At 65.6% G+C, this 24,856-nt stretch carries 30 protein-coding genes; 17 read left to right on the top strand and 13 right to left on the bottom strand.

Annotated elements, in window-relative coordinates; all coding sequences use genetic code 11:
* Positions 1-120: 120 nt before the first annotated feature.
* Positions 121-1,122: a PLP-dependent cysteine synthase family protein gene (locus tag ACFR9U_RS18840; protein ID WP_247378689.1), complete on the top strand. Its 1,002-nt coding sequence runs from the start codon at positions 121-123 to the stop codon at positions 1,120-1,122.
* 19 nt (positions 1,123-1,141) lie between these two features.
* Here the strand turns inward: ACFR9U_RS18840 and ACFR9U_RS18835 are convergent, their stop codons facing one another.
* The 3 genes from ACFR9U_RS18835 to cyaB form a co-directional block, all read right to left on the bottom strand.
* On the bottom strand, positions 1,142-1,669 hold the full coding sequence (locus ACFR9U_RS18835) for a DUF5804 family protein (RefSeq protein WP_247378688.1): 528 nt from the start codon (positions 1,667-1,669) through the stop codon (positions 1,142-1,144).
* Between the two features lie 188 nt (positions 1,670-1,857).
* The gene (locus tag ACFR9U_RS18830) at positions 1,858-3,060 is read right to left on the bottom strand and encodes a methionine adenosyltransferase (protein ID WP_247378687.1); all 1,203 of its coding nucleotides are present in this window, start codon (positions 3,058-3,060) and stop codon (positions 1,858-1,860) included.
* Between the two features lie 75 nt (positions 3,061-3,135).
* Positions 3,136-3,681 (bottom strand): class IV adenylate cyclase, encoded by a 546-nt coding sequence (gene cyaB, locus ACFR9U_RS18825; RefSeq protein WP_247378686.1) that lies wholly within the window; start codon positions 3,679-3,681, stop codon positions 3,136-3,138.
* 135 nt (positions 3,682-3,816) lie between these two features.
* Here cyaB and ACFR9U_RS18820 point away from each other — a divergent pair, with 135 nt between their 5' ends.
* Both ACFR9U_RS18820 and ACFR9U_RS18815 read left to right on the top strand, forming a co-directional pair.
* The gene (locus tag ACFR9U_RS18820) at positions 3,817-4,770 is read left to right on the top strand and encodes an FKBP-type peptidyl-prolyl cis-trans isomerase (protein ID WP_247378685.1); all 954 of its coding nucleotides are present in this window, start codon (positions 3,817-3,819) and stop codon (positions 4,768-4,770) included.
* 126 nt (positions 4,771-4,896) lie between these two features.
* Complete coding sequence (locus ACFR9U_RS18815) at positions 4,897-5,052, top strand: rubrerythrin-like domain-containing protein (protein WP_247378684.1); 156 nt, start codon at positions 4,897-4,899, stop codon at positions 5,050-5,052.
* Positions 5,053-5,076: 24 nt separating this feature from the next.
* On the opposite strand, the gene ACFR9U_RS18810 is transcribed toward ACFR9U_RS18815, so the two are convergent.
* A complete protein-coding gene (locus ACFR9U_RS18810) occupies positions 5,077-5,706 on the bottom strand; it encodes an RAD55 family ATPase (RefSeq protein WP_247378683.1) in 630 nt (209 codons plus the stop codon).
* 29 nt (positions 5,707-5,735) lie between these two features.
* Positions 5,736-6,395 carry a nucleotide-binding protein gene (locus ACFR9U_RS18805; protein WP_247378682.1) on the bottom strand — a complete coding sequence of 220 codons (660 nt, stop codon included), beginning with the start codon at positions 6,393-6,395 and terminating at the stop codon, positions 5,736-5,738.
* 213 nt (positions 6,396-6,608) lie between these two features.
* Between ACFR9U_RS18805 and pyrB the strand changes: the two genes are divergently transcribed.
* Together pyrB and pyrI are read left to right on the top strand one after the other, a co-directional pair.
* Positions 6,609-7,523 carry an aspartate carbamoyltransferase gene (gene pyrB, locus ACFR9U_RS18800; protein ID WP_247378681.1) on the top strand — a complete coding sequence of 305 codons (915 nt, stop codon included), beginning with the start codon at positions 6,609-6,611 and terminating at the stop codon, positions 7,521-7,523.
* Positions 7,520-7,984: an aspartate carbamoyltransferase regulatory subunit gene (pyrI, locus tag ACFR9U_RS18795; RefSeq protein WP_247378680.1), complete on the top strand. Its 465-nt coding sequence runs from the start codon at positions 7,520-7,522 to the stop codon at positions 7,982-7,984. Before pyrB ends, pyrI begins: the two co-directional genes overlap by 4 nt.
* Before the next feature lie 45 nt (positions 7,985-8,029).
* On the opposite strand, the gene ACFR9U_RS18790 is transcribed toward pyrI, so the two are convergent.
* Positions 8,030-9,889: a PAS domain S-box protein gene (locus tag ACFR9U_RS18790; protein ID WP_247379037.1), complete on the bottom strand. Its 1,860-nt coding sequence runs from the start codon at positions 9,887-9,889 to the stop codon at positions 8,030-8,032.
* Between the two features lie 301 nt (positions 9,890-10,190).
* Here ACFR9U_RS18790 and ACFR9U_RS18785 point away from each other — a divergent pair, with 301 nt between their 5' ends.
* Entirely contained in the window at positions 10,191-11,015 is an 825-nt protein-coding gene (locus ACFR9U_RS18785; RefSeq protein ID WP_247378679.1) for a hypothetical protein, read from the top strand.
* Positions 11,016-11,033: 18 nt separating this feature from the next.
* Here the strand turns inward: ACFR9U_RS18785 and ACFR9U_RS18780 are convergent, their stop codons facing one another.
* A complete protein-coding gene (locus tag ACFR9U_RS18780; RefSeq protein WP_247378678.1) occupies positions 11,034-11,600 on the bottom strand; it encodes an NUDIX hydrolase in 567 nt (188 codons plus the stop codon).
* A gap of 272 nt (positions 11,601-11,872) precedes the next feature.
* Between ACFR9U_RS18780 and ACFR9U_RS18775 the strand changes: the two genes are divergently transcribed.
* The 4 genes from ACFR9U_RS18775 (at position 11,873) to ACFR9U_RS18760 (ending at position 14,021) form a co-directional block, all read left to right on the top strand.
* Complete coding sequence (locus ACFR9U_RS18775) at positions 11,873-12,487, top strand: DUF835 domain-containing protein (RefSeq protein WP_247378677.1); 615 nt, start codon at positions 11,873-11,875, stop codon at positions 12,485-12,487.
* Positions 12,488-12,560: 73 nt separating this feature from the next.
* Positions 12,561-12,764 (top strand): DUF1918 domain-containing protein, encoded by a 204-nt coding sequence (locus ACFR9U_RS18770; protein ID WP_247378676.1) that lies wholly within the window; start codon positions 12,561-12,563, stop codon positions 12,762-12,764.
* A gap of 9 nt (positions 12,765-12,773) precedes the next feature.
* Complete coding sequence (locus ACFR9U_RS18765; RefSeq protein WP_247378675.1) at positions 12,774-13,241, top strand: RNA-binding protein; 468 nt, start codon at positions 12,774-12,776, stop codon at positions 13,239-13,241.
* Between the two features lie 54 nt (positions 13,242-13,295).
* Positions 13,296-14,021, top strand: a complete 726-nt coding sequence (locus ACFR9U_RS18760; protein WP_247378674.1) for an RNase P subunit p30 family protein — start codon at positions 13,296-13,298, stop codon at positions 14,019-14,021.
* Positions 14,022-14,031: 10 nt separating this feature from the next.
* On the opposite strand, the gene ACFR9U_RS18755 is transcribed toward ACFR9U_RS18760, so the two are convergent.
* Positions 14,032-14,973 carry a hypothetical protein gene (locus tag ACFR9U_RS18755; protein WP_247378673.1) on the bottom strand — a complete coding sequence of 314 codons (942 nt, stop codon included), beginning with the start codon at positions 14,971-14,973 and terminating at the stop codon, positions 14,032-14,034.
* A 104-nt stretch (positions 14,974-15,077) separates the two neighbouring features.
* On the opposite strand from ACFR9U_RS18755, the gene ACFR9U_RS18750 reads away from it, so the two are divergent.
* From ACFR9U_RS18750 to ACFR9U_RS18725, 6 genes are all read left to right on the top strand, one after another.
* Positions 15,078-15,713 carry a class I SAM-dependent methyltransferase gene (locus ACFR9U_RS18750; protein WP_247378672.1) on the top strand — a complete coding sequence of 212 codons (636 nt, stop codon included), beginning with the start codon at positions 15,078-15,080 and terminating at the stop codon, positions 15,711-15,713.
* On the top strand, positions 15,710-16,189 hold the full coding sequence (locus tag ACFR9U_RS18745) for an Rpp14/Pop5 family protein (RefSeq protein ID WP_247378671.1): 480 nt from the start codon (positions 15,710-15,712) through the stop codon (positions 16,187-16,189). Before ACFR9U_RS18750 ends, ACFR9U_RS18745 begins: the two co-directional genes overlap by 4 nt.
* Before the next feature lie 2 nt (positions 16,190-16,191).
* Entirely contained in the window at positions 16,192-16,974 is a 783-nt protein-coding gene (psmA, locus tag ACFR9U_RS18740) for an archaeal proteasome endopeptidase complex subunit alpha (RefSeq protein ID WP_247378670.1), read from the top strand.
* 117 nt (positions 16,975-17,091) lie between these two features.
* Positions 17,092-17,817, top strand: coding sequence for a ribosome assembly factor SBDS (locus ACFR9U_RS18735; RefSeq protein ID WP_247378669.1), 726 nt, complete (start codon positions 17,092-17,094; stop codon positions 17,815-17,817).
* A gap of 111 nt (positions 17,818-17,928) precedes the next feature.
* Complete coding sequence (locus ACFR9U_RS18730) at positions 17,929-18,843, top strand: S49 family peptidase (protein ID WP_247378668.1); 915 nt, start codon at positions 17,929-17,931, stop codon at positions 18,841-18,843.
* Complete coding sequence (locus tag ACFR9U_RS18725) at positions 18,836-19,843, top strand: GldG family protein (RefSeq protein WP_247378667.1); 1,008 nt, start codon at positions 18,836-18,838, stop codon at positions 19,841-19,843. The genes ACFR9U_RS18730 and ACFR9U_RS18725 overlap by 8 nt, the downstream gene beginning before the upstream one ends.
* A 23-nt stretch (positions 19,844-19,866) precedes the next feature.
* Here the strand turns inward: ACFR9U_RS18725 and ACFR9U_RS18720 are convergent, their stop codons facing one another.
* Complete coding sequence (locus ACFR9U_RS18720; protein WP_247378666.1) at positions 19,867-20,178, bottom strand: FUN14 domain-containing protein; 312 nt, start codon at positions 20,176-20,178, stop codon at positions 19,867-19,869.
* Between the two features lie 229 nt (positions 20,179-20,407).
* On the opposite strand from ACFR9U_RS18720, the gene hflX reads away from it, so the two are divergent.
* On the top strand, positions 20,408-21,724 hold the full coding sequence (gene hflX / locus ACFR9U_RS18715; RefSeq protein ID WP_247378665.1) for a GTPase HflX: 1,317 nt from the start codon (positions 20,408-20,410) through the stop codon (positions 21,722-21,724).
* Between the two features lie 21 nt (positions 21,725-21,745).
* On the opposite strand, the gene ACFR9U_RS18710 is transcribed toward hflX, so the two are convergent.
* The 4 genes from ACFR9U_RS18710 to ACFR9U_RS18695 form a co-directional block, all read right to left on the bottom strand.
* The gene (locus tag ACFR9U_RS18710; protein ID WP_247378664.1) at positions 21,746-21,982 is read right to left on the bottom strand and encodes a DUF6199 family natural product biosynthesis protein; all 237 of its coding nucleotides are present in this window, start codon (positions 21,980-21,982) and stop codon (positions 21,746-21,748) included.
* Positions 21,982-22,782, bottom strand: a complete 801-nt coding sequence (locus tag ACFR9U_RS18705; RefSeq protein ID WP_345893382.1) for a M48 family metallopeptidase — start codon at positions 22,780-22,782, stop codon at positions 21,982-21,984. Before ACFR9U_RS18705 ends, ACFR9U_RS18710 begins: the two co-directional genes overlap by 1 nt.
* A gap of 104 nt (positions 22,783-22,886) precedes the next feature.
* Positions 22,887-23,393 (bottom strand): cyclic pyranopterin monophosphate synthase MoaC, encoded by a 507-nt coding sequence (moaC, locus tag ACFR9U_RS18700; protein WP_247378662.1) that lies wholly within the window; start codon positions 23,391-23,393, stop codon positions 22,887-22,889.
* Entirely contained in the window at positions 23,386-24,822 is a 1,437-nt protein-coding gene (locus tag ACFR9U_RS18695; protein WP_247378661.1) for an NAD(P)H-hydrate dehydratase, read from the bottom strand. Before ACFR9U_RS18695 ends, moaC begins: the two co-directional genes overlap by 8 nt.
* Positions 24,823-24,856 lie beyond the last annotated feature (34 nt).

Raw genomic sequence — 24,856 nt, 5'->3', positions numbered from 1 at the left:
TCGTCAGTTGCGTCGCACGAGTCAAAAGAACGGGGGCGAACGTGGAACTCATGTCACCGTCGGAGGCACACGCTGCCGGAGACAGGGGGCACTTAACCGGGGCCGCCATATCCCGCCACAATGCACTCGTCTGTTCTCGAAACTATCGGCTCACCGCTGGTGCAGGTGCAGTCGCCGCCCGGCGCGACGGTCGCGGCGAAGATCGAATCGAAGAACCCCGGTGGGTCGGCGAAGGACCGGCCCGCCCTGGCGATGGTCGAAGCCGCAGAGCGCGAGGGACTGATCGAACCCGGCGACCACCTCGTCGAGCCCACGAGCGGGAACACCGGGATCGGGCTCTCGCTCGTCGCCGCGGCCAAAGGGTACGACATCACCATCGTGATGCCCGCCTCGAAGTCGGAGGAACGCCGAAACATCATGCAGGCCTACGGCGCCGACCTGGAACTCGTTGAGGGCGAAATGACGGACGCCCGGGAGCGCGCCGACCGGCTCGAAGCCGAGGAAGGTATGGTCCAGCTCCGTCAGTTCGAGAACGAGGCCAATCCCGAGGCCCACTACCGGACGACGGCCGAGGAGATCATCCAGCAGGTCGGCGACCGCGAACCCGACGCGTTCGTCGCCGGCGTCGGCACCGGCGGCACCATCACCGGCACCGGTCGCCGGCTGAAAGAGGCGTACCCCGACATGGAGGTCGTCGCCGTCGAACCCGAGACGAACGCCGTGCTCTCGACCGGCGAATCCGGCCCGGACGACTTCCAGGGCATGGGACCGGGCTTCGTCAGCGACATTCTCGACGTGGATCTGATCGACTCGGTCGAGACAGTCGGCATCGACGCGGCGGAAGCGGAGTGTCGCCGCCTCGCCCGCGAGGAGGGCATCCTCGTCGGGCAGTCCAGCGGCGGAACGAACCTGGTCGCCCGACGCGTCGCCGAGCGGCTTGCGGACCCCGACGCCGAGTGCCCGCCCTCGCCCACGGAGTCGAGTCCGCCGCCGGGCATCGTCATGGACGGCGCGGACCCGACCGATCCCGCCGGCGAAGCGTTCGCTGACTGCCCGCTCGTCGTGACGTTGTTCTGGGACTCAGGCGAACGCTACATGTCGACCGGGATGTTCGACGCCTGAAGCGCGTTGCCTCGCGTTGCTACCGCTGTTTCTCGCCACCGAACTCGGCTTCGGTGACGCGGACGGTGACAGTGTCTTCGACCTCCCGGAGGTCGTACTCGGGCAGGTCGCGGCCGGTCCGGGTGACGAACATCGGCTCGACCAACCGTGGGGGTTGGTCGGTCGCGGGTTGTGGGTCGTCGTCCTCGCTCGTCGGGTTCTCGGTCTCGTCCGGGTCGGCGACGCCGTAGATCTTGAGGAATCGCTGGGCTTCGTCGTCCTCGACCTCGTTGTCCCGGAGGGCTGCCGCGAGGTCGCGCGAGAGCCACTCCGTGTCGCTGACGCTCGGCTCCATGACGAACACGTCCTGGGCGAACCGAACGAGATACCAGTTCAGGTCGTTCAGAAGTGCGACGGCCGCGCCGAGACTCACCGTCTCGACGGCGACCGTGTTGTCGAACGGTTCACGCAGGTCGTAGGTGGCAAGTGCGTTCCGCGCCGTCTCCCGCGAGAGGAGTTCGTACCGGAGATTGGCCTCCGGCGTCCCGACGATACAGACCCGCGCCATGTGTCATCAGACAGAACGCCCGCGTATAGCGGTTTCGACTACGAGGATCGGCTGTAGTTGTGCCCAGCATCCGGCACGCGAAGCGTGCCGGTTCACTCCGCACGAGGCGAAGCCGAGTGCGGAGCGGTTTTTGTACTAAATTTTTGCAAAGGGGGTTCGCCGGAGGCGAATCCCCCTGCAGTAAAAATTTAGAAGGTCGACAGTTCGCCGTTGATCGCCCGTTCGGTGATGCTCGTCACGTCGGCGAGTTCGCGGTCGATGACGTCCTCGACGTCGTCAGCGATGTCCGAGACGGAGACGCCCTCTTCGGTGACGAGGTCCGCGTCGGCGACGTGGGGCTGATCGATGGGGCGACCGATCTGGCTCAGCAGACGGATCTGGAGCTCGCGGATGCCGTCGACCTCTTCGCCGACGGTCTCGGCGATGTCCGTCGAGAGCAGGTTGTAGATCTTCCCGATGTGGTTGATGGCGTTTTTCCCGCTCGTCGCTTCCATGCTCATCGGTCGGTTCGGGGTGATGAGACCGTTCGCGCGGTTGCCGCGGCCGACGGACCCGTCGTCGCCCTGCTCCGCGGAGGTGCCCGTCGTCGTCAGGTAGATGGCGCCCTCCTCGAAGTCGTCGGCGGTGTTGACGTGCACGTCGACGGACCGGTCGGTGTACTCCGTCGCCAGGTCGCTGACGTACTCGCGGACGCCGTCGACGGCGTCCTGATAGGCCAGCATGTCCGGGATGTGCTCGTCGATCATCGCGACGGCGACCGTCACGTCGATGTGGTCGTTCTCGCGCTTGCCCATCACCTTGATGTCGGGACCGACTTCGGGGTTGTCTTCGGCGTACTCGGTGTTGAGCTTGCGCTCGGTGTTGTAGACGATCTCTTCTGTCTCGGTCAGCGGCGCGTGCCCGACGCCGAAACTCGTGTCGTTGGCCATCGGCACCGCGCCGTCCTCGCCGAACACGTCCCTGAGGTCGCCGCTGCCTTCGCCGAGCTTGACGTCCACGACGATGTCTTTCCCGACGTCGAGCCGCGGCAACTCCTCGTTGATGTACTCGCGTGCGGCGTCGAGCGCGATCGTCTCCGCGGGGATCTTGGTTCCCTCGTACTCTTTCGTGGCGCGGCCGACGATGAGCAGGTAGATCGGTTCGAGCATCTCGCCGCCGCCGAACGCGGGCGCAGCGGTCCCGGCGACGAGTTGCGTCTCGTCGGTGTTGTAGTGGAGGGGCTTGCCGACGCGGTCGAGGTACGTCTGAGCGAGCGCGCGCGCGACGCTCTCGGCGACGCCGTCACAGATCGAGTCGGGATGGCCGATTCCCTTCCGCTCGACGATCTCTACTTCCTGGTCTTCGACTGCCAACCGGTTGGTCGGCTGGACGCGGATGTTCCGCTCGGTCATTATCACTCACCTTGGCAGGTGGGGATTCTATAACTTCCGGAAATTTACTCAGCAGGAGGATTACTCGCAGGCATTTCAGTCGCCGTCGGCCAGGAGCAAGCCGAGATACGAGGTCCGAATCTGCTCGTCCGGGTCGAGGTCGAGGTCCCGCAGGACGTCGAAGGCTCGGTCACGGCTCGCCGCCACTGCGTCGTCGGTCTCCGCGTGCGTTTCGACTTCGACGAACTCGCCCACGTCGTCGACGCGATCGAGGGTAATCGTGAACTCGCCGTGGCTAAAGCGCTCCCGTTCCTTCCGGACCGTCGCCGCGGGCGAGAACCCGAGCGCTTCCAGGATGGCGCGGACGTCGTCGCCGTTCGCGACGGCGGCCTCGACTTCTTCGCGGGTCTTGGATTCGGCGTCTACGAGCGGTCCCTTGTAGGTGAGGCGGGCGTTGGTCTCGTCGTCCTCGGTTTCGCGGCGGATGCGGAGCGCCTCGTCGGTTTCGACGAACTCGCGGTGGGGCGCGTCGAAGTAGGTGTCGACCTGCCTGACCGTGCCGATCGAGTCGGCCCCGAGTGTCGCCAGTTGGGAACGCACCTGCTCGTGGTCGGCCCGAACCTTGACCTCGACCTCGTACATACGGAGTAGATACGCTGGGCCGCACAAAAGCAGTCGGTTTCGTGCTGTTCGGGGCCGATCGCGGCACCTGTGGTCGCGAGGCCGCTGCTGACCTGAAACGTTGACCTTAAGAGTACAAGCCCAGACTGTCTCGGTATGAGTGACGAATCCGAGGCCGACGCGGCCGACCAGGCCGATGACGCCGACGCAGAGGAGACCCAAGAGGGGCTCCAGGAAGGAGACTTCATCGAACTCGACTACACTGCACGGACCGTGGACGAAGGCATGATCGTCGATACGACCGATCCCGAGGTCGCCGAAGAAGAAGGGATCGACGACGACGAGCGCACGTTCGAGCCCCGCACGCTCGTCCTCGGTGAGGGCTTCATCTTCGAGCAGGTCGAAGACGACATCATCGGCGGCGACGTCGGCCAGTCGGGCGACGTTCAGATTCCGGCTGCCGAAGCGTTCGGCGAGTTCGACGAGGACGACGTCCGCACCGTTAGCGCCAACAAGATCCCCGAGGACGACCGCTACCCTGGCGCGCAGGTCCAGATCGACCAGGAGCAGGGTCGCGTCGAAACCATCATCGGCGGCCGCGCACGCGTCGACTTCAACCACCCGCTCGCCGGTGAGGACATCGAGTACGACTACGAGGTCGTCGGCACCGTCGACGACCGCCTCGAGCAGGCACAGAGCCTCTTCGAGATGTACCTCGACATGGAGCTGGAGATGTGGTTCCAGACCGACACCGTCGAGGAAGAGGAAGTCGTCCAGCCCGACGAGGACGACGAGGACGCAGAACCCGAAACCGAGACCGTCGAGGTCGAGAAGGAGACGCTGTACATCGAGGCGAACCCGCAGCTGACGATGAACCAGCAGTGGATGTTCCAGAAACAGCAGATCTGCCAGCAGGTCACCGACCTACTCGGCATCGACCGCGTCATCATCCAGGAGATCATCGACGGCTCCGGGATGGGCATGGGCATGGGCGGCATGATGGGCGGCATGGGCGGCGCCGGCGGCGAGGACATCGAAGAAGCCCTCGAAGACGCCGACGTCGACGCCGACGAGATCGTCGAAGAGATCGAAGAAGCCGCAGACGAGTAACCCACTCCCACCCGTTTTCGACGCGCGTTCTCTCCTCTCAGTCGCATCTGGACGGTCGTTCGGTATCGCGAAGGTGTGGTAAAAGGTGACACAACCGTTATTCGCCTGCAGTCAGTATCTGCACGTATGCCGACGCCGACCGATCCTGCGCCCTGCAGCGGGGACGAGCAACTGTTCGAATGTCTCGCCTGTGGGAAACGACTCTGCAGTGCCGAGAAGATCACCTCGTGTCCCGGGTGCGGGGAGACGATGCAGAACCTCAGCACGCCGCGACCGGAGTAACCTCTCTCGTGGACGCCGAGCCAGCTACGCGATGTCCCGGGAGGTGTCGATCGACACCTCTTCGACGAGTTCGAGTTTGATGACGTCCGCCGGCGCCCGCCCACCGCGGAACTTCGGGATGGCCAGCTTGTTCTCGACGTCGTCGCCAGTCGTCGTGGTCTCCAGTTGGAACACCACGTCCGCGAAGTGCTCGGTCGCGTCCCGGAGGCGGGGAATGTTGTGACCGGTCAGACAGTGGAGGATGGCCAGGCTCCCCGTGTTGAAGATGTGGTTTTGCATGTCGTTCATGAAGTTGCGAAACCGGGACGGCGGCTCCTGGGTTTCGAGCACGTTGACCGGGTCGATGATGAGATTCGACGTTTCCGGGAGCGCGGAGACGAGCTTGCCAGCGTTGTCCAGCGGCGCCTCGCCGGGGATGTGTCGCACCGTCGGGTCGCCCGTCTCGGTCGGCGAGTTCCTGATGCTGTCCGAGACGGCCTCTTCAGAGCGGTCGAGCGAGAGGTACAGCGTTCCGCGCGTCGCGGTGAGTTCGTAGAGAAACAGCTCCGCCTGGCTCGCCGGGGAGGCACACAGCGCGACGATACTGCCGGCCGGAATCCCCCCATTCAGTTTCCGGTCGAGAACGTCGATCCCGGTCCGGAGCCGATTCTCCATGCCACTCGAAACCAAGCATATCCAGCAGATTAAATATTCCGTTTGAATAGTTTTCTTGCGGCCTTGCGGTACGCCGTACGAACGCGGTCCGTTCCCAGCGGACGGTCACTGACTGCCGGAACCCGCGCGATCACCGGGCAACCCAGGAGCGAACGGGCGGTTGGCTGTGAGAGTCGCACCCCGTCTGTAGGTCGCTCGACCGAGCGGTCGATGACCACCACGCCCACGGGGGCTGCGCCGAGCGTGCGCGCCATCGCCGCCGTCTTCGCCGTGTCGCGAAGCGTCTGCGGGTCGGGGCTCGTGACGAGCAGCGTCTCGTCGGCCGCTCGGAGCGGGCGGGCTGCGTCCCGAGCGACGCCAGCGGGACAGTCGATGAGGACTGGCCCGTCCCACTGACCGAGACGATCGAGTGCAGCAGGGACGCGCTCGGCCGAGATCCCTGCCGTCGGGACGACGGCGAGGTCTCGGTCTCCGACGGGAGTGCGTGCCACGGTGGCCGGTCGGTCGCCGTCCGCGAGCGCGGGGAGTCCCGGCGTCCGAGGCACGTCCGCGACGAAGTGGAGGTCGGGCATCTCGTGGTCGGCGTCCGCGACGAGCGGGGCGTGGCCGTCGTGAGCGAGCGCTCGCGCCAGGCCGACGGCCGTCGTCGTCTTTCCGCACCCTCCCTTCCCGCTAGCGATCGCAAGCATACTGTCGGGTGGTCGTCTCTTCGTACATGAACGTCAGCACGGTCGTCATACTGCCGGACAGAAAGTACCCGTCCGGGTTCTCAGGCGACCGGCGTATCGCGTCGCCTCACCCAGTGTACGCATGTCTCTCTTCACGAACTTCTGTCCGACAGTACAGCAGCAGGCACGCACGTGTCGAGAGATTCAAGGGTGTTCGCCTCGCGGTACCGGCTAATGCGGCACGACCACATCATCAGCGCCAAACAGCTCTCCAGGGAGGACATCGAGTCCGTACTGGACCGCGCTGCCGACATCGCCGAGGACCCCTCGGCCGTGGCCGACCGTCACGCCGGGAAACTCCTCGCGACGCTCTTCTTCGAGCCGAGCACGCGCACGAAGATGAGCTTCACCGCGGCCATGAAGCGCCTCGGCGGCGACATCGTCGACATGGGTCCGGTCGATCAGTCCAGCGTCAAGAAAGGCGAGAGCCTCGCCGACACCGTCCGCGTCGTCGAAGGGTACGCCGACGCCCTCGTGATGCGCCACCCCCTCGAAGGCTCGGCCAAGATGGCCAGCGACTTCGTCGACGTCCCGCTCATCAACGCCGGCGACGGCGCGGGTCAGCACCCGACGCAAACGCTGCTCGACCTCTACACCATCCGGGAGTCGGCCGGATTCGACGACCTCACGGTCGGCATCATGGGCGACCTGAAGTACGGCCGGACGGTCCACTCGCTGGCGCACGCCCTGACGACGTTCGACGCCACGCAGCACTTCATCAGTCCCGAGAGCCTCCAGCTCCCGCGGAGCGTCCGCTACGACCTCCACGAAACGGGCGCGTCGATGCGCGAACACACGGAACTCGACGAGGTGTTGCCGAGCCTCGACGTGCTCTACGTGACGCGCATCCAGCGCGAGCGGTTCCCGGACGAGAACGAGTACCGCGAGATCGCCGGCGAGTACCAGATCGACGCGGAGACGCTCGAAGCCGCCGACGACGACCTGGTCGTGATGCACCCGCTCCCGCGGGTCGACGAGATCGCGCCCGAGATCGACGAGACGAGCCACGCCCACTACTTCCAGCAGGCGCACAACGGCGTGCCGGTCCGGATGGCACTGCTCGATCTGATTCTGGAGGAGAACGCATGAGCGACACCGAAGAACTCCGCGTCAGCAAGATCACACAGGGTACCGTCATCGACCACATCACCGGCGGGCAGGCGCTGAACGTCCTCGCGATCCTCGGGATCGACGGCTCCCGCGGCGAGGAAGTCAGCGTCGGAATGAACGTCCCGAGCGACCGGCTCGGCCGGAAGGACATCGTCAAGGTCGAAGGCCGCGAACTGAGCCAGAACGAAGTCGACGTCCTCTCGCTGATCGCACCCGCGGCGACCATCAACATCGTCCGCGACTACGACGTGATCGAGAAGCATCGCGTCGAACGACCGGAGCAGGTCATCGGCGTGCTGGAGTGTCCCAACCGCAACTGCATCACGACGAAAGACGAACCGGTCGATTCGCACTTCGACGTGCTCGACGAGGGCGTCCGGTGTGCGTACTGTGACACCATCATTCGCGAGAACATCGCCGACCACATCCAGGTCGAGTAAGCCGCGACGATTTTTCGCCGCACAGCCCGTCGGCAATGACGCCGCTCACTCCGGCGGGTCGCCGTGTACGAGCCGAAGGGTGACGATCGAGCCGCGAGGCTGATTGCTCTCGATGGTCACGTCGCCGCCGAACGACTCGGTGATCCAGGAGACGACCCACAGACCCAGTCCGCTCCCGTGTTTGAGGGGCGTGATATCCTCGTCACCGTTGATGAGCCGTCGTTCGTAGTCCGGTATCCCCGGACCGTCGTCCGCGACGCGGATGGCGACCCAGTCTGCCGCCTCCGCGTCGTCGCTCGCAGCCGACCGCGGCGGGGCACAGTCCGTCTCGACCGACACCGTGACCGTCGGGTCCGGCCTGTCGCTGTGTTCCAGGGCGTTCTCGATCAGGTCGGCGAGCGCTCGCTGGAGCGTGCTATCACCAGTCACGCGCAGCTCCTCCGGGTGTTCCGCGCGGAGCGTGGCCTGTGGCGCGTCCGCCTGATACCGTTCGACGACGCGGTCGATGATCGGTGCTGCGTCGATCGTCGAGCGCTCCCGGTCGCTCTCCTCGCGCTCGATGGTGTTCTGCAACGTTCGGATCTCGTCGCCGATCCGGATCAGGTCTCTGGCCTTCCGTCTGATGCGCTCGACTGCGGACAGGAGTTCCCGGTCGTCCAGCCGATCGGCGAGCAGTTCGGCGTAGCCGATGATGACGTTCATGTCGTTGCGGAGGTTGTGCCGCAGGACGGTATCGAGGACGTCGAGCCGTCGTTTCCGTCGCTTTTGCTCGCTGATGTCGCGAAGTACGCCCGCCGTTCCCCGGTACCCCTCGTCGTACGGCAACAGTGCCATGTGGTTTTCGACGGGGATGGAGTGGCCGTCTCGCGTGATGACGTCCATCTCCACCATACCCTTCTCTCTGGGGGTGTCGGGAGAGAGGAGTTCCCGAATTAACTCGCGGGACTTCTCCAGATCGCGTTCGGTCATCCCGAGGTACACGCCCTTGTCCTGTGGATCGGGGAACTCGTACCCGACCAGGTCCTCCATCGCGTCGTTGACGAACTCGAACAGCCCGTCAGCGTCGGTCGCGTAGACGGGGTCGGGGATGGCGTTGATGATCGTTTCGTACTGTTCGAGTTCCTCGCGTCGCCGCTCTCGCTCCGTGACGTCCCGGATGACGCCGATCGCACCGCGATACTCCCCGTCGGCGGGTCGCAGCGTGGTACGCACCTCGAACACGCGTTCGTCGTCGGTTCCCGGGAACGCCCTGAACTCGAAGGTAGTCGTCTCCTTGTCTGTCTCCGGAGACAACAGTTCGGGCAATTCGTCGAGGTACGCCTCGACGACTTCTTCGTGGAAGACGCCGTCCGCGACGAGATCCGGGATCGACGTTCCGATCACGTCGGCCTTGCAGTCGTACCCGATCATCTCGGCCCCGGTTTCGTTCCCCCCGACGATTCGCGCGTCCTCGTCGAAGACGAACACCCCTTCGGGGACCGTTTCGACGATCGTCTCGAGTTGCTGGCGACTCCGCCGGGTCTCTCTGTCGGCTTCGAGGATCCCATCGATCCGAGTCACGATCTCCTCGACCGCCGGCGCCGCTGGGTCGACCGGGACGTAATCGTCGGCGTCCGCGGCGAACGCGTCGCTCGCGAGTCGCTCGGACCCGTCCGTGGCGAGCAGCACGAACGGGAGACTCGGATCCGTCTCTCGAACCTGCGCCAAGAGGTCGAGTCCCGCTCCGTCCGGCAGCTCCTGGGCAGCGACCACGCAGTCGATCGTCGAATCGGCGGCAAGGCGCTCCTGTGCCGCTCGTTTCGTGGCGACTACGTCTGCCTCGGCGGCCGCGGTGCCGTCGATCTCGTCGGCCAACTCTCGGAGGCGCGAACTGGCCACGACGAGAACGGTCGCTGCTTGGGGCACGTCCAAGAGAGAAAGAAATTGTGACTCAAATAATAACTGTGGCCGTTTCCAGCCTCGAAACCTGTCGTCAAACCGAACACAGTCGGCCAGCAAAAGTTGACGCCCCGGAACAATTATAGCCTGACGGCCCGATTTTTGGGACGCAATGTCGAAGAAGATCAAACTCGCCGCCGCCCTGGTCGCTATCGTCCTCGTTTACCGCCTGGCGCTCAAACGGTAATCGGGGCCTCCCGGTATCGCTCGTCAATCAGTGGGGTTCTTTCCCAATGCCTTTTCGTCCTGCCCGCGTACCCCGCGGTACATGTACGGCGTCGTCACGCGCAACGAGGAGGAGTTGGCCTGGCCGGAGTTCGAGCGGTCGTTCTACGAGGTCAAAGACGTCACCGGGCGGGCGGCCGAACCGGTGGCCGAGGGAATCAGCATGATCTCCTGTTTCGGTGACAACGCGGCTGCCGGAGCCAATCCCGACCTCATTCCGGTCAGCGACGAGGGCGATCTCGCGACCCGAGAGCGGCGCTACTTCGACTGGGCGTACGTCTGTCCCAATCACGAGGGGTACCGCGAGGGTCTGCTCGAGATCATCGAAGACGTCGCCGAGGTGACCGAGGACGTCCGACTCGACGACGTGGGATTCCCCCGCGAAGAGTACTGCCACTGCGACCGCTGCGAGGAGCGATTCGCCGAGAGCGACTTCGAGGACTGGCAGGAATGGCGCGCCCACGTCATCACCGAGTTCGTTCGCGAGGCTCGCGAGCGCGTGCCCGGCAAACTCTACCTGACGCTGTATCCGGACCCGTACCCCGGCCACGTCTACGAGCGCGCTGGCCTGGACGTCGACGCGCTCTCGGAGTCCGTCGACGAGTTCGTCGTCCCGCTGTACGACATGGCGTACTCGACGACCTACTGGCTCGAAATCCTGGCCAAGGGGTTCCAGTCAGCGCTGGACGACCCGTTCAGCATCGAACTCTACGCGGTGGACGTCGACATCGACAACCTGATCGACGCGGCCGAGGTCGTCGGGGAGTACGCCGAGACGGTGCTGTTCGGATACGACGCGAGCAACGCCCGTGCGACGCTCCGGCGGATGAACGCCGACGCGCGCGAGGGCAAAGAGTTCGGCGCCTGAATTGGACACCGGTCGCGCTCAACTCGACGAGAAGCGTCGTCGCCGCCACTCGCGGAGTTCGTCGCGATCGCGAGTGTCCTCGGGGAGGTCCTCGAACCAGCGAGCCTCTGAAATCTCGTCGTCCGGGTCGCACACTTCCAGGTCTGTCGTCTCGGCGCGTCCTTCGAACACCGGGAGGACGCCCCACGTGTTGTGACCGTCACCGTGGAACGAGACGCGCGCCAGGATCGCGAGTCCGTCGTACTCGACTTCGATGCCTGCTTCTTCCCTGAGCTCGCGGCGGGCGCCCTCCATGAGCGATTCGTCGCTGTGTACCTCCCCGCCGGGGACGACCCACTTGTCGACCCCTTCGTGGCGGACCAGCAACAGCTCGCCGGACGGCTGGTACACCAGCGTGTGTGCACCGTACGGCAACCCGTTTTCGCGGATGCGTTCGGCGAGCGTCCGGAAGCGCGACCGCGAGACGATCTGTGACCGCTCGTACTCGAGATACGTCGTGTACCGGCCCGAGAGCTGGTGATACGTGCGCTCGGCCTGCTGGTCCGCCTCGTCGGCCATGTACCAGAGGTTGTCGACGGCAGTCATCGTGGCCGCGACGTGGAACTGGCAGTCTGCGACCGGTCCCGAGAGCCGGGAAGGAAAGGCGTATAGATGATCATGAACGAATGTATGCGTCGTATCTGCAATAAGTCTTCGACACGGTGACTGGTGCTAACGAACTGCCAAATCGGACGGCAGACGCCCGTCTGACGTGAAATTATGTGGGTGGGGCAGTGAGTAACTGTCACGATGATGGGGGTATCGCGACGGCAGGATCGACGACCAGTCTCGGTGTCCGTTCGGGACGGGCGGTCTCGATGAGCGGCACCAGCAAACCAACGAGGGATGGCGACGCACCGACTGTCCCCGCGGAGGGAACCGTGCTGATACTCGCGCCCTCGATCGGGGGCACTGAGCGTGAGGCCTGTCTCGAGGCGCTCTCGCGACACCGATTCGGGGCGACGCGGGTGGTCCACGTGCTCTACATGGAGTCGGCCGTCGAGCGCTACAGACGCATCGAACGCCACTGCCACGAACACCCCGTTGAATCGGCCGTCATCGCCGTCGGGTCCGGCGGCGTGGTCGGGCAACGCGGTCCCGAACCGGACGGCGACTACTTCGTCGAGGCGCTGACGGACGCGGCAGACCTCACGGGCCTCGGCATGGCGCTCAACCAGGTTCTCTCCGAATGGGACGACCGGGAGACAGGGCTGGCGCTGTGTTTCGACTCGCTGTCGATCCTGTTGCAGTACGCGGAGTTCGAGCGCGTGTTCCGCTTTCTCCACACGCTCACGGGAACGCTCGCGGACGTGGGCGCGTCCGCTCACTTCCACCTGGACCCCGCTGCCCACGACGAGACCGAGATCGCGCAGTTGGCGCCGATATTCGACAGCATCGTCGACGTCGACGAGGACTGGACGCGTACTCGCTGACCGCTCGACGACTGAAGACCGCTCGCGCCGCGAATCAGTCCCTTTTTAGGCAATCGTGGGGTACCAAGGTGGTATGAGTTTCGAGGAAGACGACCGCGTCATTCTGCACGACGAGCACAGCGAGTACGACGGCGAGGAAGGCACCATCACGCAGGTGGTGGAGACGATGTTCGGCGACGAGAACTACATCGTCAACTTCGAGGACGGCCAGGAAGCCGGTCTCTCCGAAGACCAACTCGAAGCCGCCGAGGGCGACGACGAAGACAACGAGGAGTAACGCACGCAGATGCCGTCAGTCCCCTTCCACTACATCGACCTCCGCACGTTCTGCTATGCCACCGAGGACGAGAAGCGCGTCGAAGGGGCACTGCGCACGTTTCTCCCCGAGGACTTCGAGATCCAGCGAGCCACGTCTGAAGGCCACCACGGCGATCGGATCGTCGTCCTCTCGACCCGCGTCGAGCGCGCCGACGAGATGCGCCACGTCCTCGACCGCCTGAGCGACCTCGACACCGCGAGTCAACTCGCCGCCGAACTCGACGACCGGGTCGACGAGAACTGCTCGCTCTTTCTTCGCCTCGACAAACAGGCCGCCTTCAACGGCGACGTCCGCCTCGGTGAGGGACTTACCGTCCGCGCCAAGGTCGAAGCCTACCCCGCGACCAAAGAGGCCGCCGTCGAGAACGCCCGCGAGGCGCTCGAAGAGTTCATCGCCGACGAAGACGAGGCGAGCGACGACTCGGACGGCGACTGAGTCGTCGCGGGCCATTCGAAACGCCAAAGAGGCGGCCGCGGGCACCGATGAGGTATGTACGAGGCGGTTCACGCGCGGCCGGACGGGACGAGCACAGTCTCACGGCTGGCCCGAACCGCCAGCGAGTACGGCTTTTCGGGACTCGTCGTTCGCAACCACGGCGACAGTCGCCACGACGCCGACCTCGACCGCGTCCGCGACGCCTTCGACCTCGACATCGTGGACGCCGTCGAGGTGCGCGCCGAGGACCCGTCGCGAGCGAGCGGCTACGTCGGCAACTACCGGGCGGAGAAAGACCTGGTCTGCGTCCACGGCGGCAGCGAGCGGATCAACCGATTCGCCGTCGAACAGGCGGCGGTCGACGTCCTCGCCCACCCGATGGACGGCGGCGACTTCAATCACGTCCTCGCGAAGGAAGCGGCGCGCAACGGCGTCCGAATCGAGTTCTCGCTCCGGCGCGTCCTCCGCGTCGAGGGCGGTCGCCGTGTCCAGGCCGTCCAGGACCTCCGCAAACTGCGAGAACTCGTCGTTGCTTTCGACGTTCCGTACGTCGTCAGCGTGGACCCGCGCTCGCATCTGCACTTGCGAGCGCCGCGTGAACTCCGGGCTATCGGCGAGGCCATCGGATTCACCGCCGAGCAGATCGACGAGGGGCTCGCGGAGTGGGGGCGACTGGCCGACCGCAACCGCGACCGACAGTCCGACGCCTTCGTCGAACCGGGGGTCTGGCGCGGCGAACACGGCGAGCACGAAGAGCGGGACGACCGGAGCGGCGACTAACGAGCGGCTGTTACTTCTCTCGCCCGGCCTCGAATTCGATGTCGATCTGTTCGTTCCCGTCGCCGACCCGGTGGCTGGGGCTGTAGATGTTCTCCAGGGCCGTCCCAGCGTGGGAAACGAGCATCTCCAGGAGGGCTTTCGTCTCGTCCGTGATCTCCTGGCTGCCGCGGTTGAGCGCGACGATGGTGATCTGGCTGTGTTCCGTTTCGGCGACGCGGATCGTCAGCAGTGACTCGACGCCGTCGAGGGTTGCCGGCACGTCCTCGGTGTGGGTCACCACGGTCGCGAGCTCGGCGTCTCGGCCACGCATCGCCATCTCGGCGATGGTCTCGTCCGGGACGCCGACGATGGTGGCGTCGACGATCGTCGCCATCTCGCCCCGGCGTTCGACGAACGCGGTGTCGGTGATGTCGACGAGGGTCGCGACGGCCTCGATGCAGAGCGCGGACACTTCCTCGACGGTGGCACACTCGTTGAGCGCCCGGCCGTAGTTGTTCATGTCCGCCGCGCGGTTCGCGAACCCTTCGATGCGGTCGCGCTGGCGTTCCAGTTCCGCCAGGCGCGTTCTGCTTCGCGCGTCGTAGACGCCGACGAGGACGCCGGCGAGGATACCGACGGTGATGCTGTCGATTGCGATCGCGGGCGCGGACTCGAACACCGGAAAGGTGTCGAGCGCGACATTCATGCTCGTCAGCAAGAGCGCGGAGATCGCGGCGAATCCCACGGCGCCGCCCAGCGCCCACGCACCCACGATGGTCGTGTGCTCGTCGTCCGTCCCTCGCAGGACCCAGTACCCTGCGTACGTGATGGCCAGGGCCATCAGGACGAACGGGACCCCGTCGATCAGGAATCCGACCGTCGTCTGTGTCCGACTGGTCGCGTGGACCAGCTGTACGCCCGCCAAGAGAAGCCCACTGACCGCGATCGTCGCCCCCTGTGCCTGCCGTTGCATACTCCTGTCTGGTGTGGGTACGTATTTGACTTTGGGGGTGTTTCGCACCCCGGCTGGCCCGTGGTTCCGAGTCTTTCATTGGGGTGGCAGCCCAGCAACAGGGTATGAAACGGAGCCTGGACGAACACGCCGCTCGCTTCGACGAGGTCGCTGCCGACTACGACGAGGACCAGACCGAGGAGTACCGAGCCTGTGCTGGCCTGGTCGTCGACCACGCAGCGCCCGGTCCCGACGACGTGGTGCTCGACCTGGGGACCGGAACCGGGGCGATCGCCCTCGCCCTGGCCCCCGACGCCGGGCGTGTCATCGGCCGCGACATCAGCGAGGGGATGCTCGACCAGGCGCGCGGGAAAGCGGCCGACCAGGACCTCGACAACGTCGAATTCGGCGAGGGTCGGTTCCGCGACCCGAACCTGCCCGACGACGCCGACGTCGACGTCGTCGTCTCGAACTTCGCCATGCACCACCTGAGTGCCGACGAAAAGCGCGAGGCGATCGACGTCATCGCGGCGCTGGAACCGCGGCGATTCGTCCTCGGCGACGTGATGTTCTTCGGCGAGCCCGATCCGGACGAACCGTTCTACACGCCCGAGGTCGACGATCCGTCGACGGTGGGCGTGCTGGCCGACGCACTGACTGACGCCGGGTTCGCCCTGACGGCCGTCGAACGGATCCACGATCAGGTGGGCGTGCTCGTCGCCGAGCGGGCGCCCGGCGCCAATTCCGACGAGGAGCGATGAAGCACCTCCCGAAACACCTGCGGCCGCGCTGGCGGTATCTCGCGGTCGCCATCGAGAGCTGGCCCGACGTGACGCTCCGTCGGGGTGAGTTCCAGCGCCATCTGTGGTACGCCGCCCAGAACCTCTTCGGGGACGCGGTGAGTGCGGATCTGGACCTGACAGTGATCCGATTCGCGCTCAGCGACGGGGCCGGCTACGCCATCGTCCGGACCCGACGGGGCGAGGAGGACCGGGCGCGAGCGGCGGTGGCCTGTCTCCACGAGATCGACGGGCAGGAGCTGGGCGTGAGAGTGCGGGGCGTGAGCGGGACAGTACGTGCCTGTGAGGAAAAGTATATAGGAGCCGACCCGGAAAGCACCGACGAGAGAACAGTCACCTTCGAGGGCGACGAGCGGACTGCCGTCGTTCGGGACGGACGCTACGACGTGCAGGTCGACTCGGCGTTCGCGGGGGCGACGACACTCGATTTCGAGTAACTATGCAGGGACAATCACAACAGCAGGCCTACGACCGGGGGATCACCATCTTCTCCCCGGACGGTCGCCTCTATCAGGTCGAGTACGCCCGGGAGGCCGTCAAGCGCGGCACCGCCTCGATCGGCATCCGCGCCGAAGACGGTGTCGTCCTCGCGGTAGACAAGCGCATCCGGTCGCCGCTGATGGAGCGGTCGAGCGTCGAGAAGATCCACAAGGCCGACGACCACGTCGGCATCGCCAGTGCCGGCCACGTCGCCGACGCCCGCCAGCTCATCGACTTCGCCCGGCGACGCGCACAGGTCAACCAGCTACGCTACGAGGAGCCGATCGACGTCGAGTCGCTGACCAAGGAGATCACCGATCACATCCAGCAGTACACCCAGGTCGGCGGTGCGCGCCCGTTCGGCGTCGCGCTCATCATCGGCGGCATCAACAAGCACGGCGAACCGCGCCTGTTCGAGACCGATCCGTCCGGAACCCCCTACGAGTGGAAGGCGCTCGCCGTCGGTGCCGACCGGGGCGACATCCGGGAGTACCTCGAAGAACACTACCACGAGGACATCGATCTCGACGGGGCCGTGGGACTGGCGCTTCGCTCGCTGGGATCGGTCAACGAGAGCGGACTGCGGCCAGAAGGCGTCGGCCTCGCGACCGTCGACGTCGAGACCGAGCAGTTCCGCATGCTCACCGACGAGGAAGTCGAAGAGTACCTGGTCGACCTCGATCTACTCGCGTCCGAGGACGACGACCCGGACGAAGCCGACGAGACCGACGACGAGGAGTAACCTGCACTCTTCCTTTCTTCGTCCCGCCTTCCCAGCGGCTGCTATCCCCCGGACAGGGCGGGGACGAACGGTTCGGCCGGGAAACACCTTATATGCGTCCCGGTGTAACCCTCATCTATGATATCGCTTGACGAGGCAGTGACGGCCCGATTGGAGTCTCACGGGGAACGATTCGAGGTGTTGGTCGATCCGGACGCAGCGCTCGCGATCAAACGCGGGGAGTTCGACGACGACCTGGAGGACGTCATCGCCGCTGAGGACGTGTTCGAAGACGCGTCCCGGGGAGACCGTCCTGCGGAGACCGCCCTCGAAGAGGTGTTCGAGACGACCGATCCGATGGAGATCATCCCGGAAGTCATCAAGGAGGGTGAGATCCAGATCACGGCCGAGCAGCGCCGCGAGATGCAGGAACAGAAGCACAAGCAGCTCGTCAACCACATCACTCGCAACGCGGTCAACCCGCAGATGGACGACGCGCCACACCCGCCGGACCGCATCGAGTCGGCCCTGGAGGAGGCGGGGTTCAAAGTCGATCCGATGGAACCGGTCGAGAACCAGGTGGACGACGCCCTGGACGACCTGCGACCGATCATTCCGATTCGGTTCGACGAGATCACCGTCGCCGTCCAGGTCCCGCCGGACTACGCCGGGAAAGCCCAGTCGCGCATCCGGCAGTTCGGCGACCTGGAACGCGAAGAGTGGCAGGGAGACGGCTCCTGGGTGGGCGTCATTCGGTTCCCCGCCGGCATGCAAAACGAGTTCTACGACCTCGTCAACGAACACACCAGCGGGGAAGCCGAGACGCGCATCATCTCCGACGAGGACGAACTCTCGACGCGGTGAGTCGGCGCTCCTCTCTGTGGTCTGCTCCACTCCGGGTAGGAGAAATTTCTCGCAACCAGTTGCCTGTTTGAAAACTATTCTACGCTGTCACCGTGAGGATGGGCCTGCAACATGTCACGAAACAGTGGGTCGACCGGGTCGGCCGCGTGGAAGTACGTGGTCGTCGCGGTCGTCGCCGTCCTGGTCGGTGCGGTCGTGGCTCCGTACGCTGCGGGTCTCACCCGTGCTCTGAGCCAGAGTTCGCCGGATTCGGTCGCGGTCGTCTCCGTCGAGGGACCGATCACGACCAGTTCGGTGGATCGGGTCCGCGAGGACCTCCGCGAAGCACGACAGAACGGATCGATCGAGGCAGTCGTTCTCACGGTCAACAGCCCGGGTGGGTCGGTCGCCGCCAGTGAGTCGCTCTACCTGGCGGTCAACCGAACAGCCGCGCAGATGCCGGTCGTCGCCAGCGTCGAGGGGATCGGTGCGTCCGGCGGCTACTTCGGGATGCTGCCGGCAGACCGGATCTACGTCACGCCGGGTTCGATGGTGGGCAGCGTCGGCGTCATCGCCACGGTACCGAGCGGCGCCGGTTCGGCCGGCGCGATCACGTCCGGTCCCGACAAGGGGACCGGGTTCACCAAAGCGGAAGCGCTCGCACAGACCGAGACCCTCAGGAGCGAGTTCGTCGGAACGGTGATGGCTGAACGTGGGAAGAACCTGGAACTGACCCGCGAGGAAGTCTCCTACGCCAAGGTGTACATCGGTTCGCGCGCCGTCGAGAACGGGATCGCCGACCGGATCGGCGATCTGGACACGGCCGTCGCGCACGCGGCCGCCCGCGCGGATCTCGACGACTACGCGGTCGTCGAAAAGGAACCGCCGCAGCAACAGAGCCTCTCGCTGTTCGGACAGGCCCGAACCGACGGCAACACGACGGTCGTCGTCGAGGAAGAGCCGTTCGGCTACCGCGGCGTCGAGACCTACCGGTATCTCGCGCTCTACGGTAGCGTCGAGGGCCGGGAGGTGATCACCGATGAGTAAGTCCCGACTCGCTGGCGTGTTCGTTGCCATCGTCACGGTGATCGTCCTTCTCGGAGCCGTCGCGCCGCTGCTCGCATCGACCTCGGGGTCACAGGGTCGCACGGCGACCAACGCGAGCATCTTGGAGCCGAGTTCTCATCTCGTCGACGTTCCGGACCAGACGGGGAACGTCACCGTCGACGCCGGGGCCGAGTCGAAGGTCGTCGTCATCGATCGATCGCACGCGAACGGCTTCACGCGCGCCCAGATCCAGCCGTTCGTTCGGTCACTGGTCGAGGCGGGCCACGAGGTCCGCTTCCACGGCTCCGGGAAACAACAGCAGTTCCAGTCGAAGGGAATCAACCGCTCGCTCCGCGGTGCTGACGCGCTGGTCGTCATCGCCCCGCAGAAACCCTTCGCGTCCGGCGAGGTCAAGGGCGTCACCGATTTCGCCAATCGAGGGGGCCGGGTCCTCATGCTGGCCGAACCATCGCGGACCGAGGTCTCCGGGGGGCTCATGAGCGGGATCAGCGTCACGCAGGTCTCGACTGAACTCACGTCGATCGCTTCCCAGTTCGACGTGGCTGTCGGCACTGGCTACCTGTACAACATGCACGAGAACGCGAACAACTTCCAGCACGTGTACGCGACGCCTCCGAACGAGTCGCAGTCGATCGAGGGCGTCGAGCGGGCCGTGTTCCAGCGCGCGACGCCGGTCGCAGCGAACGGGTCGTCCGCCGAGGTGTTACTGACTGCGACGAACCGCACGCGTCTCTCGACGACCCGCGCGAACGAGCAGTACGGCGTCGCAGCGCGGAGCGGGAACGCCACCGTCATCGGTGACGCGACGTTCCTGAGTCCGTCAAACTACGCGACCGCGGACAACGAGGTGCTGATCGGACACGCGATCGAGTTCCTCGTCACCGGGAGCAAGACCGCAAAACAAGCGCCGACACAGACCGATAGAGGGCAGAACGTCACGCAGCGCTTCCCGCAACCGGGCAGCCGACAGACGCCGTAGAAACAGTCACTCGAATCGCCGCGTTATCCTTTTTTGAAGCCGACCAGGAAGCCGCCGGTGAACCCGGCGCTGACCGGCAGTGCCGCCAGGAGACTCATGATCCAGCCGGGCGCCTTGGCGGCCGTATCTGCGCTCTCGCTGGCGGCTCCGGTGATCGCACCCCAGTCGACGATCAGAATCCCCTTCGTTTCGAGGAACTTGAACAGCGCGAGCTCGAGACCGACGATGATCGCGATGATCTTGGCGATCTTCTTGGCTGCAAAGCCGATGACCGCGCCGACCACCGCGCCACCGCCGACTTCGAGCCCGATCTGCTGCGGTGTTATATCGACCATGTCACATCAGACATCTGATGACGCTGCGTTAAGGCTTTTGTGCCCGTCTGCCGCCCGTCTGACGGCTGTTCCGGGCGGTTCCGGGCCGTCCCAGGTACTCATCGCTGGTCTGTTGGGTCTCCATGCCGATGCTGGTCGTTCAGTTGCTGCTTCCCTACCAGTCCCGCGGGAATCGCAGGACGGCGGCCGTCCCTGTCTTTAAATAGGTCCGCGTCTTATCACGGACTAAGTGACGGAGACACAACCCCAGACTGAGCGAGCGGTCATCGCAAAGCGGGTGGACTCGGGCACGCCCGACACCGAGGAGGTTCGCGACCTGGCACGGGCGGCCGGGTACGAGATGGCGGGTGAGGTGACACAGACCCGGACAGAGGACCCGGCGCACCACATCGGCGAGGGGAAGGCGGAGACGCTCGCAGCGACGGTCGCTGCGACGGACGCCACGGTGGTCATTTTCGACAACCAGCTCGGTCCGTACCAGACGTACAACCTCGGCAACAAGCTTCCCGAGGACACGCGGATCATCGATCGGTTCCGGCTCATCCTGGAGATCTTCGGCCAGCGTGCCCAGACCCGGAAGGCACAGCTCCAGGTCGAACTCGCCGAACTCCGGTACGAACTCCCGCGGGCCGAAGCCAAGGCGAGTCTCGCCAAGCGCGACGAACGGCCGGGGTTCATGGGGCTCGGTGAGTACGACGAATCGCGCGAGCAGGACATCAAAAAACAGATCTCGAACATCCGGGACGAGCTCGCGAACATCGAGCAGACCGAGCAACACCGCCGCGAACAGCGCCGCGAGTCCGGCTTCGATCTCGTGGCGCTGGCGGGCTATACGAACGCCGGGAAGTCGACGCTCCTGCGCCGACTCGCCGAGGACCTGGACGTCGACGCCAACGAGGAACTCCATCCGGACCTCGATCCGACCGCCGAGAGCGAGGACCGACTGTTCACCACGCTCGGGACGACGACGCGCCGCGCCGAGATGGAGCGTCGCGACGTGCTCGTGACCGACACCGTCGGGTTCATCACGGACCTCCCGCACTGGCTGGTCGAGTCGTTCAAGTCCACGCTCGACGCGGTGTACCGTGCCGATCTGGTCCTGCTCGTCGTGGACGTGAGCGAACCGATCCAGGAGATTCGCGAGAAACTGGTCACCTGTCACGACACGCTCTACGAGCGCAACGAAGCGCCCATCGTCACCGTGTTGAACAAGATCGACACGGTCAGCGACGAGGAACTCCGTGAGAAGCGCGAAGCGCTGTCGGCGCTGGCGCCGAACCCGGTCGCCGTCAGCGCGAAAAGCGGCGCTAACGTCGAGGACCTCTGTTCGCGGATCGACCGCGAACTCCCGGCGCTCGAACGCGAGCGACTCGTCTTGCCGATGACCGACGACACGATGAGCCTCGTCTCCTGGATTCACGACCACGGCCACGTCGAAACTGTCGACTACGGCGACGAGGTCGTCATCGAGTTCGAGGCCCGGCCGGCCGTGGTCGAACGGTCCCGGTCGAAAGCAGGCGAGTTGGTTCCGGCAGAATCAGCGTAGTCGCTGCCCGTTTTCCGCCAGTTAGCGGACGTACTGCTGTGCAGCGATCCACAGGCCGACCACTATTGCGAGTACCCCGATCCCTCGGACGACCAGTTGCCACTTTCGTGGCGGGTCGCCGTCGGTGCCGTACTCACCGTGACGGCCGTCAGGGTATCGGCCCGCCGTGTGAATCTGGATGATCGCCTGTGGGTACGCGACGAAAAACACCCCGAGACCCACGCTCAGGACGGCCGCGAGCAGTTCGCGAAGCGCCATCAGTTACGCAGGCGTTCGATGCGCTTCTCTGTCGGGGGGTGCGTCGAGAACAGTTTGGCGATGCCCATGTCCTGTCCGAAGATACAGAGGGCGTTGACCTGTTCGTCGACGGCCGAATCGCGGGCGCGCTGGTTGCCCTGCGAGATTTTTTCGAGTGCGCGGGCCAGCGGGTCGCCGTTGCCGATGGTCCGACGGGCGTCGGCGTCGGCGACGTACTCGCGGTACCGCGAGATGGCCAGCACGAAGATCATCACGAACATCTGGACGATCTGGCCGACGACGATGGCCAGGATGAAGTCCGCGATGTCGTTGTCGCCGGTCAGCAGGACGACGTACTGAGCGACGATCGCGACGATCGAGGCGATTCCCTGGCCGAGCACCATCATCACCACGTCGCGGTTGGCGATGTGAGCGAGCTCGTGGGCGAGGACGCCGTCGAGTTCGTCTCTGTCGAGCAACTGCATCAGTTCCTCGGAGACGACGACGGTCCCGGCGCCTTTCCGACCGACGGCGAAGGCGTTGGGAACGCCCATCCGGGCGACCATCAGTCGCGGTTTGTCGATGCCCATCTCCTCGGACATACGCTCGACGGACCGGTGGACGTCTTGGAACCGGTCTTCCGGCATGTCTTCGGCACCGACGCTACGGAGGGCTGCCCATTTACCGACTTTGTACTGGAACCCGACGAGGACGACGCTCCCGATCAGGACGAGCGGGAGGACGCCGGTTCCGAACGCAGCCATCGCGACGAGGGCGGCGACGGCGTAGAAGAGGAACAACAGCGATCCGACGATCGCCATGCGGACTTTCAGTCCAATGTGTCGCATACCGAAATCATAGCGTCTCGAAAACTTATGCTTCGTGGTTCCGACACCGCGTACCCGAAACCGGTTACGGTTCCCCGTCACTCAAGCGCCAGTTTTTGCTTCTGGACGACGCGCACGTTGCGGATCGCCGTGTCCGGATACTGGCCGTCGGCGTCTTTTTCCGCTGCTTTCACCATGTCCCAGACCACGTTGAGCCCCGTCGTGACGCCCTCGAGCGCTTCCATCTCGCAGCCGGTCTTGCCGGTGGTCTCGACGGCGACGGTCAGCGTGACGTGGTCGTCGTCGAGTTCGAAGTCGGTGTCGACGTTCGTGATCGGAATCTGGTGACACATCGGAATCGTCTCCCAGGTGTGCTTGACGGCCTGGACCGCCCCGACGCGGGCCGTCGCCAGCACGTCGCCCTTCTCGATGCCGTCCTCGCGGATCGCCTCGATGGTCGATTCCTGGAGGTGGATCTCCCCGCGGGCCTCGGCGCGACGGGCCGTGTCGGGTTTGTCTCCGACGTCGACCATCTGGACGTTTCCGGACTCGTCGGTGTGGGTCAGGTCGTCGCTCGTCCCGTCAGGTCCCTCGTCGTCACCCATCGCTGTCACCCCAGAGCGCGGTCGGGATGGCGTTCAGGAGGTCCGCGGCCGTGAGGCCGAACCCCCTGTCTTCGACGACGAGGTCGCCAGCGCGACCGTTGGCGTACGCAGCGATCGCGCCCGCGTCGACGGGGTCCTGTGTACACAACAGGGCGCCCGCGACGCCCGCGAGCACGTCGCCGGTGCCGCCGACGGTCATTCCGGGGTTCCCCGTGCGGTTGACCCGCGTCGTCTCGCCGTCAGAGATGACGTCGTACGCGCCTTTCACCAGGAGCGTGTGACCGAGGTCGTCGGCGAACCCCGCGACGAGGTCGTCGCGCTCGCGCCAGTCCTCGTGGGTCTCCCCACCCATCTTCTGGAGTTCGCCCTGATGGGGCGTACAGAGCAGCGTCGCGTCGGTGTCCACGTCGGGGACGACCTGGAGCGCGTCTGCGTCGACGACGGCGCGCCCGTCGAACGCTTCGAGGAACTCCCCGACGGCCTCGAGCGTCCCGTTCGCGTTGCCGAGGCCCGGGCCGAACACCACGACGTCGTGTTCGACGGCCCGGTCGAGGAGCTGGTCCACGTGGTGGGGCTGGAGCATCTCCCCGGCGAACGACCGCATGATGATGCCCTCCTCGAAGCTCTGGACCTCCCTGGCGACCGACGCCGGACAGGCCACTCGAACCAGGTCCGCGCCGGCGCGGAACGCCGACTGGGCAGCGAGTGCCGGCGCACCGGTGTAGGGCCCGCCGCCGACGATCAGGACTTCGCCGTGGTCGCCCTTGTGGCTCTGCGGGTCACGCGAGAGCCGCAGGAGGTCGCCGCGTTCGACGAACAGCTCGGCGGCCGCGGGGATGCCGATGTCTGCGACCGTCACCTCGGCGTCGACGTCCTGCAGACCGGGTTTCGTCTCGTGGAACGTGACGACGTGATCGGCGTTGACGGCGACGCCAGCGGCCTCGCCGGTGTCCGCGTTGACGCCGGACGGCACGTCGACGGCGACGACCGTCGCGTCGGCGTCGTTGATTCGCTCGGCGGCCGTCGCCGCCGGTTCACGGAGCGCCCCCGTCACGCCGGTTCCGAGCATCGCGTCGACGACGACGTCCGGCGCCCCGACGTCGAGGTCGGCCGAGTCGCGGACCGCCTGGGCGTCGAGTTCGGCCCGCTGGAGCGCCTCCCAGTTCTCCCGGGCGATGTCGGTCGTGATGGTCTCGGGACGGCCCAGCAGGCGGACGCGCACGTCGTAGTCGGTGAGAAACCGTGCAGTGACGAACGCGTCGCCGCCGTTGTTCCCGCGGCCGGCGACGATCGTCACGTCGCTGCCGGGGTCGGCGACCTCGCGCACGACCTGCGCCACGGCGTTCCCGGACGACTCCATCAGCTGTTTCCGCGGCACCCCCAGCGCCGCGGCGTTCTCGTCGAGGACGGCCTGGTCCTGGATCAACATGCGCGAGCCTTCGACCGGCCGACCGTTAAGCCTG

Source organism: Halorientalis brevis (assembly GCF_042678165.1).
Lineage (GTDB): Archaea > Halobacteriota > Halobacteria > Halobacteriales > Haloarculaceae > Halorientalis > Halorientalis brevis.
The sequence above is the reverse complement of the archived record's forward strand: the minus strand, read 5'-3'. Positions and strand labels throughout refer to the sequence as shown.

Excerpts from the sequence above, each read along its gene's own strand:
- ACFR9U_RS18840 (WP_247378689.1), top strand. The coding sequence starts at position 121 with ATGCACTCGTCTGTTCTCGAAACTATCGGCTCACCGCTGGTGCAGGTG.
- ACFR9U_RS18835 (WP_247378688.1), bottom strand. The coding sequence starts at position 1,669 with ATGGCGCGGGTCTGTATCGTCGGGACGCCGGAGGCCAATCTCCGGTAC.
- ACFR9U_RS18830 (WP_247378687.1), bottom strand. The coding sequence starts at position 3,060 with ATGACCGAGCGGAACATCCGCGTCCAGCCGACCAACCGGTTGGCAGTC.
- cyaB (WP_247378686.1), bottom strand. The coding sequence starts at position 3,681 with ATGTACGAGGTCGAGGTCAAGGTTCGGGCCGACCACGAGCAGGTGCGT.
- ACFR9U_RS18820 (WP_247378685.1), top strand. The coding sequence starts at position 3,817 with ATGAGTGACGAATCCGAGGCCGACGCGGCCGACCAGGCCGATGACGCC.
- ACFR9U_RS18815 (WP_247378684.1), top strand. The coding sequence starts at position 4,897 with ATGCCGACGCCGACCGATCCTGCGCCCTGCAGCGGGGACGAGCAACTG.
- ACFR9U_RS18810 (WP_247378683.1), bottom strand. The coding sequence starts at position 5,706 with ATGGAGAATCGGCTCCGGACCGGGATCGACGTTCTCGACCGGAAACTG.
- ACFR9U_RS18805 (WP_247378682.1), bottom strand. The coding sequence starts at position 6,395 with ATGCTTGCGATCGCTAGCGGGAAGGGAGGGTGCGGAAAGACGACGACG.
- pyrB (WP_247378681.1), top strand. The coding sequence starts at position 6,609 with ATGCGGCACGACCACATCATCAGCGCCAAACAGCTCTCCAGGGAGGAC.
- pyrI (WP_247378680.1), top strand. The coding sequence starts at position 7,520 with ATGAGCGACACCGAAGAACTCCGCGTCAGCAAGATCACACAGGGTACC.
- ACFR9U_RS18785 (WP_247378679.1), top strand. The coding sequence starts at position 10,191 with ATGTACGGCGTCGTCACGCGCAACGAGGAGGAGTTGGCCTGGCCGGAG.
- ACFR9U_RS18780 (WP_247378678.1), bottom strand. The coding sequence starts at position 11,600 with ATGACTGCCGTCGACAACCTCTGGTACATGGCCGACGAGGCGGACCAG.
- ACFR9U_RS18775 (WP_247378677.1), top strand. The coding sequence starts at position 11,873 with ATGAGCGGCACCAGCAAACCAACGAGGGATGGCGACGCACCGACTGTC.
- ACFR9U_RS18770 (WP_247378676.1), top strand. The coding sequence starts at position 12,561 with ATGAGTTTCGAGGAAGACGACCGCGTCATTCTGCACGACGAGCACAGC.
- ACFR9U_RS18765 (WP_247378675.1), top strand. The coding sequence starts at position 12,774 with ATGCCGTCAGTCCCCTTCCACTACATCGACCTCCGCACGTTCTGCTAT.
- ACFR9U_RS18760 (WP_247378674.1), top strand. The coding sequence starts at position 13,296 with ATGTACGAGGCGGTTCACGCGCGGCCGGACGGGACGAGCACAGTCTCA.
- ACFR9U_RS18755 (WP_247378673.1), bottom strand. The coding sequence starts at position 14,973 with ATGCAACGGCAGGCACAGGGGGCGACGATCGCGGTCAGTGGGCTTCTC.
- ACFR9U_RS18750 (WP_247378672.1), top strand. The coding sequence starts at position 15,078 with ATGAAACGGAGCCTGGACGAACACGCCGCTCGCTTCGACGAGGTCGCT.
- ACFR9U_RS18745 (WP_247378671.1), top strand. The coding sequence starts at position 15,710 with ATGAAGCACCTCCCGAAACACCTGCGGCCGCGCTGGCGGTATCTCGCG.
- psmA (WP_247378670.1), top strand. The coding sequence starts at position 16,192 with ATGCAGGGACAATCACAACAGCAGGCCTACGACCGGGGGATCACCATC.
- ACFR9U_RS18735 (WP_247378669.1), top strand. The coding sequence starts at position 17,092 with ATGATATCGCTTGACGAGGCAGTGACGGCCCGATTGGAGTCTCACGGG.
- ACFR9U_RS18730 (WP_247378668.1), top strand. The coding sequence starts at position 17,929 with ATGTCACGAAACAGTGGGTCGACCGGGTCGGCCGCGTGGAAGTACGTG.
- ACFR9U_RS18725 (WP_247378667.1), top strand. The coding sequence starts at position 18,836 with ATGAGTAAGTCCCGACTCGCTGGCGTGTTCGTTGCCATCGTCACGGTG.
- ACFR9U_RS18720 (WP_247378666.1), bottom strand. The coding sequence starts at position 20,178 with ATGGTCGATATAACACCGCAGCAGATCGGGCTCGAAGTCGGCGGTGGC.
- ACFR9U_RS18710 (WP_247378664.1), bottom strand. The coding sequence starts at position 21,982 with ATGGCGCTTCGCGAACTGCTCGCGGCCGTCCTGAGCGTGGGTCTCGGG.
- ACFR9U_RS18705 (WP_345893382.1), bottom strand. The coding sequence starts at position 22,782 with ATGGCGATCGTCGGATCGCTGTTGTTCCTCTTCTACGCCGTCGCCGCC.
- moaC (WP_247378662.1), bottom strand. The coding sequence starts at position 23,393 with ATGGGTGACGACGAGGGACCTGACGGGACGAGCGACGACCTGACCCAC.
- ACFR9U_RS18695 (WP_247378661.1), bottom strand. The coding sequence starts at position 24,822 with ATGTTGATCCAGGACCAGGCCGTCCTCGACGAGAACGCCGCGGCGCTG.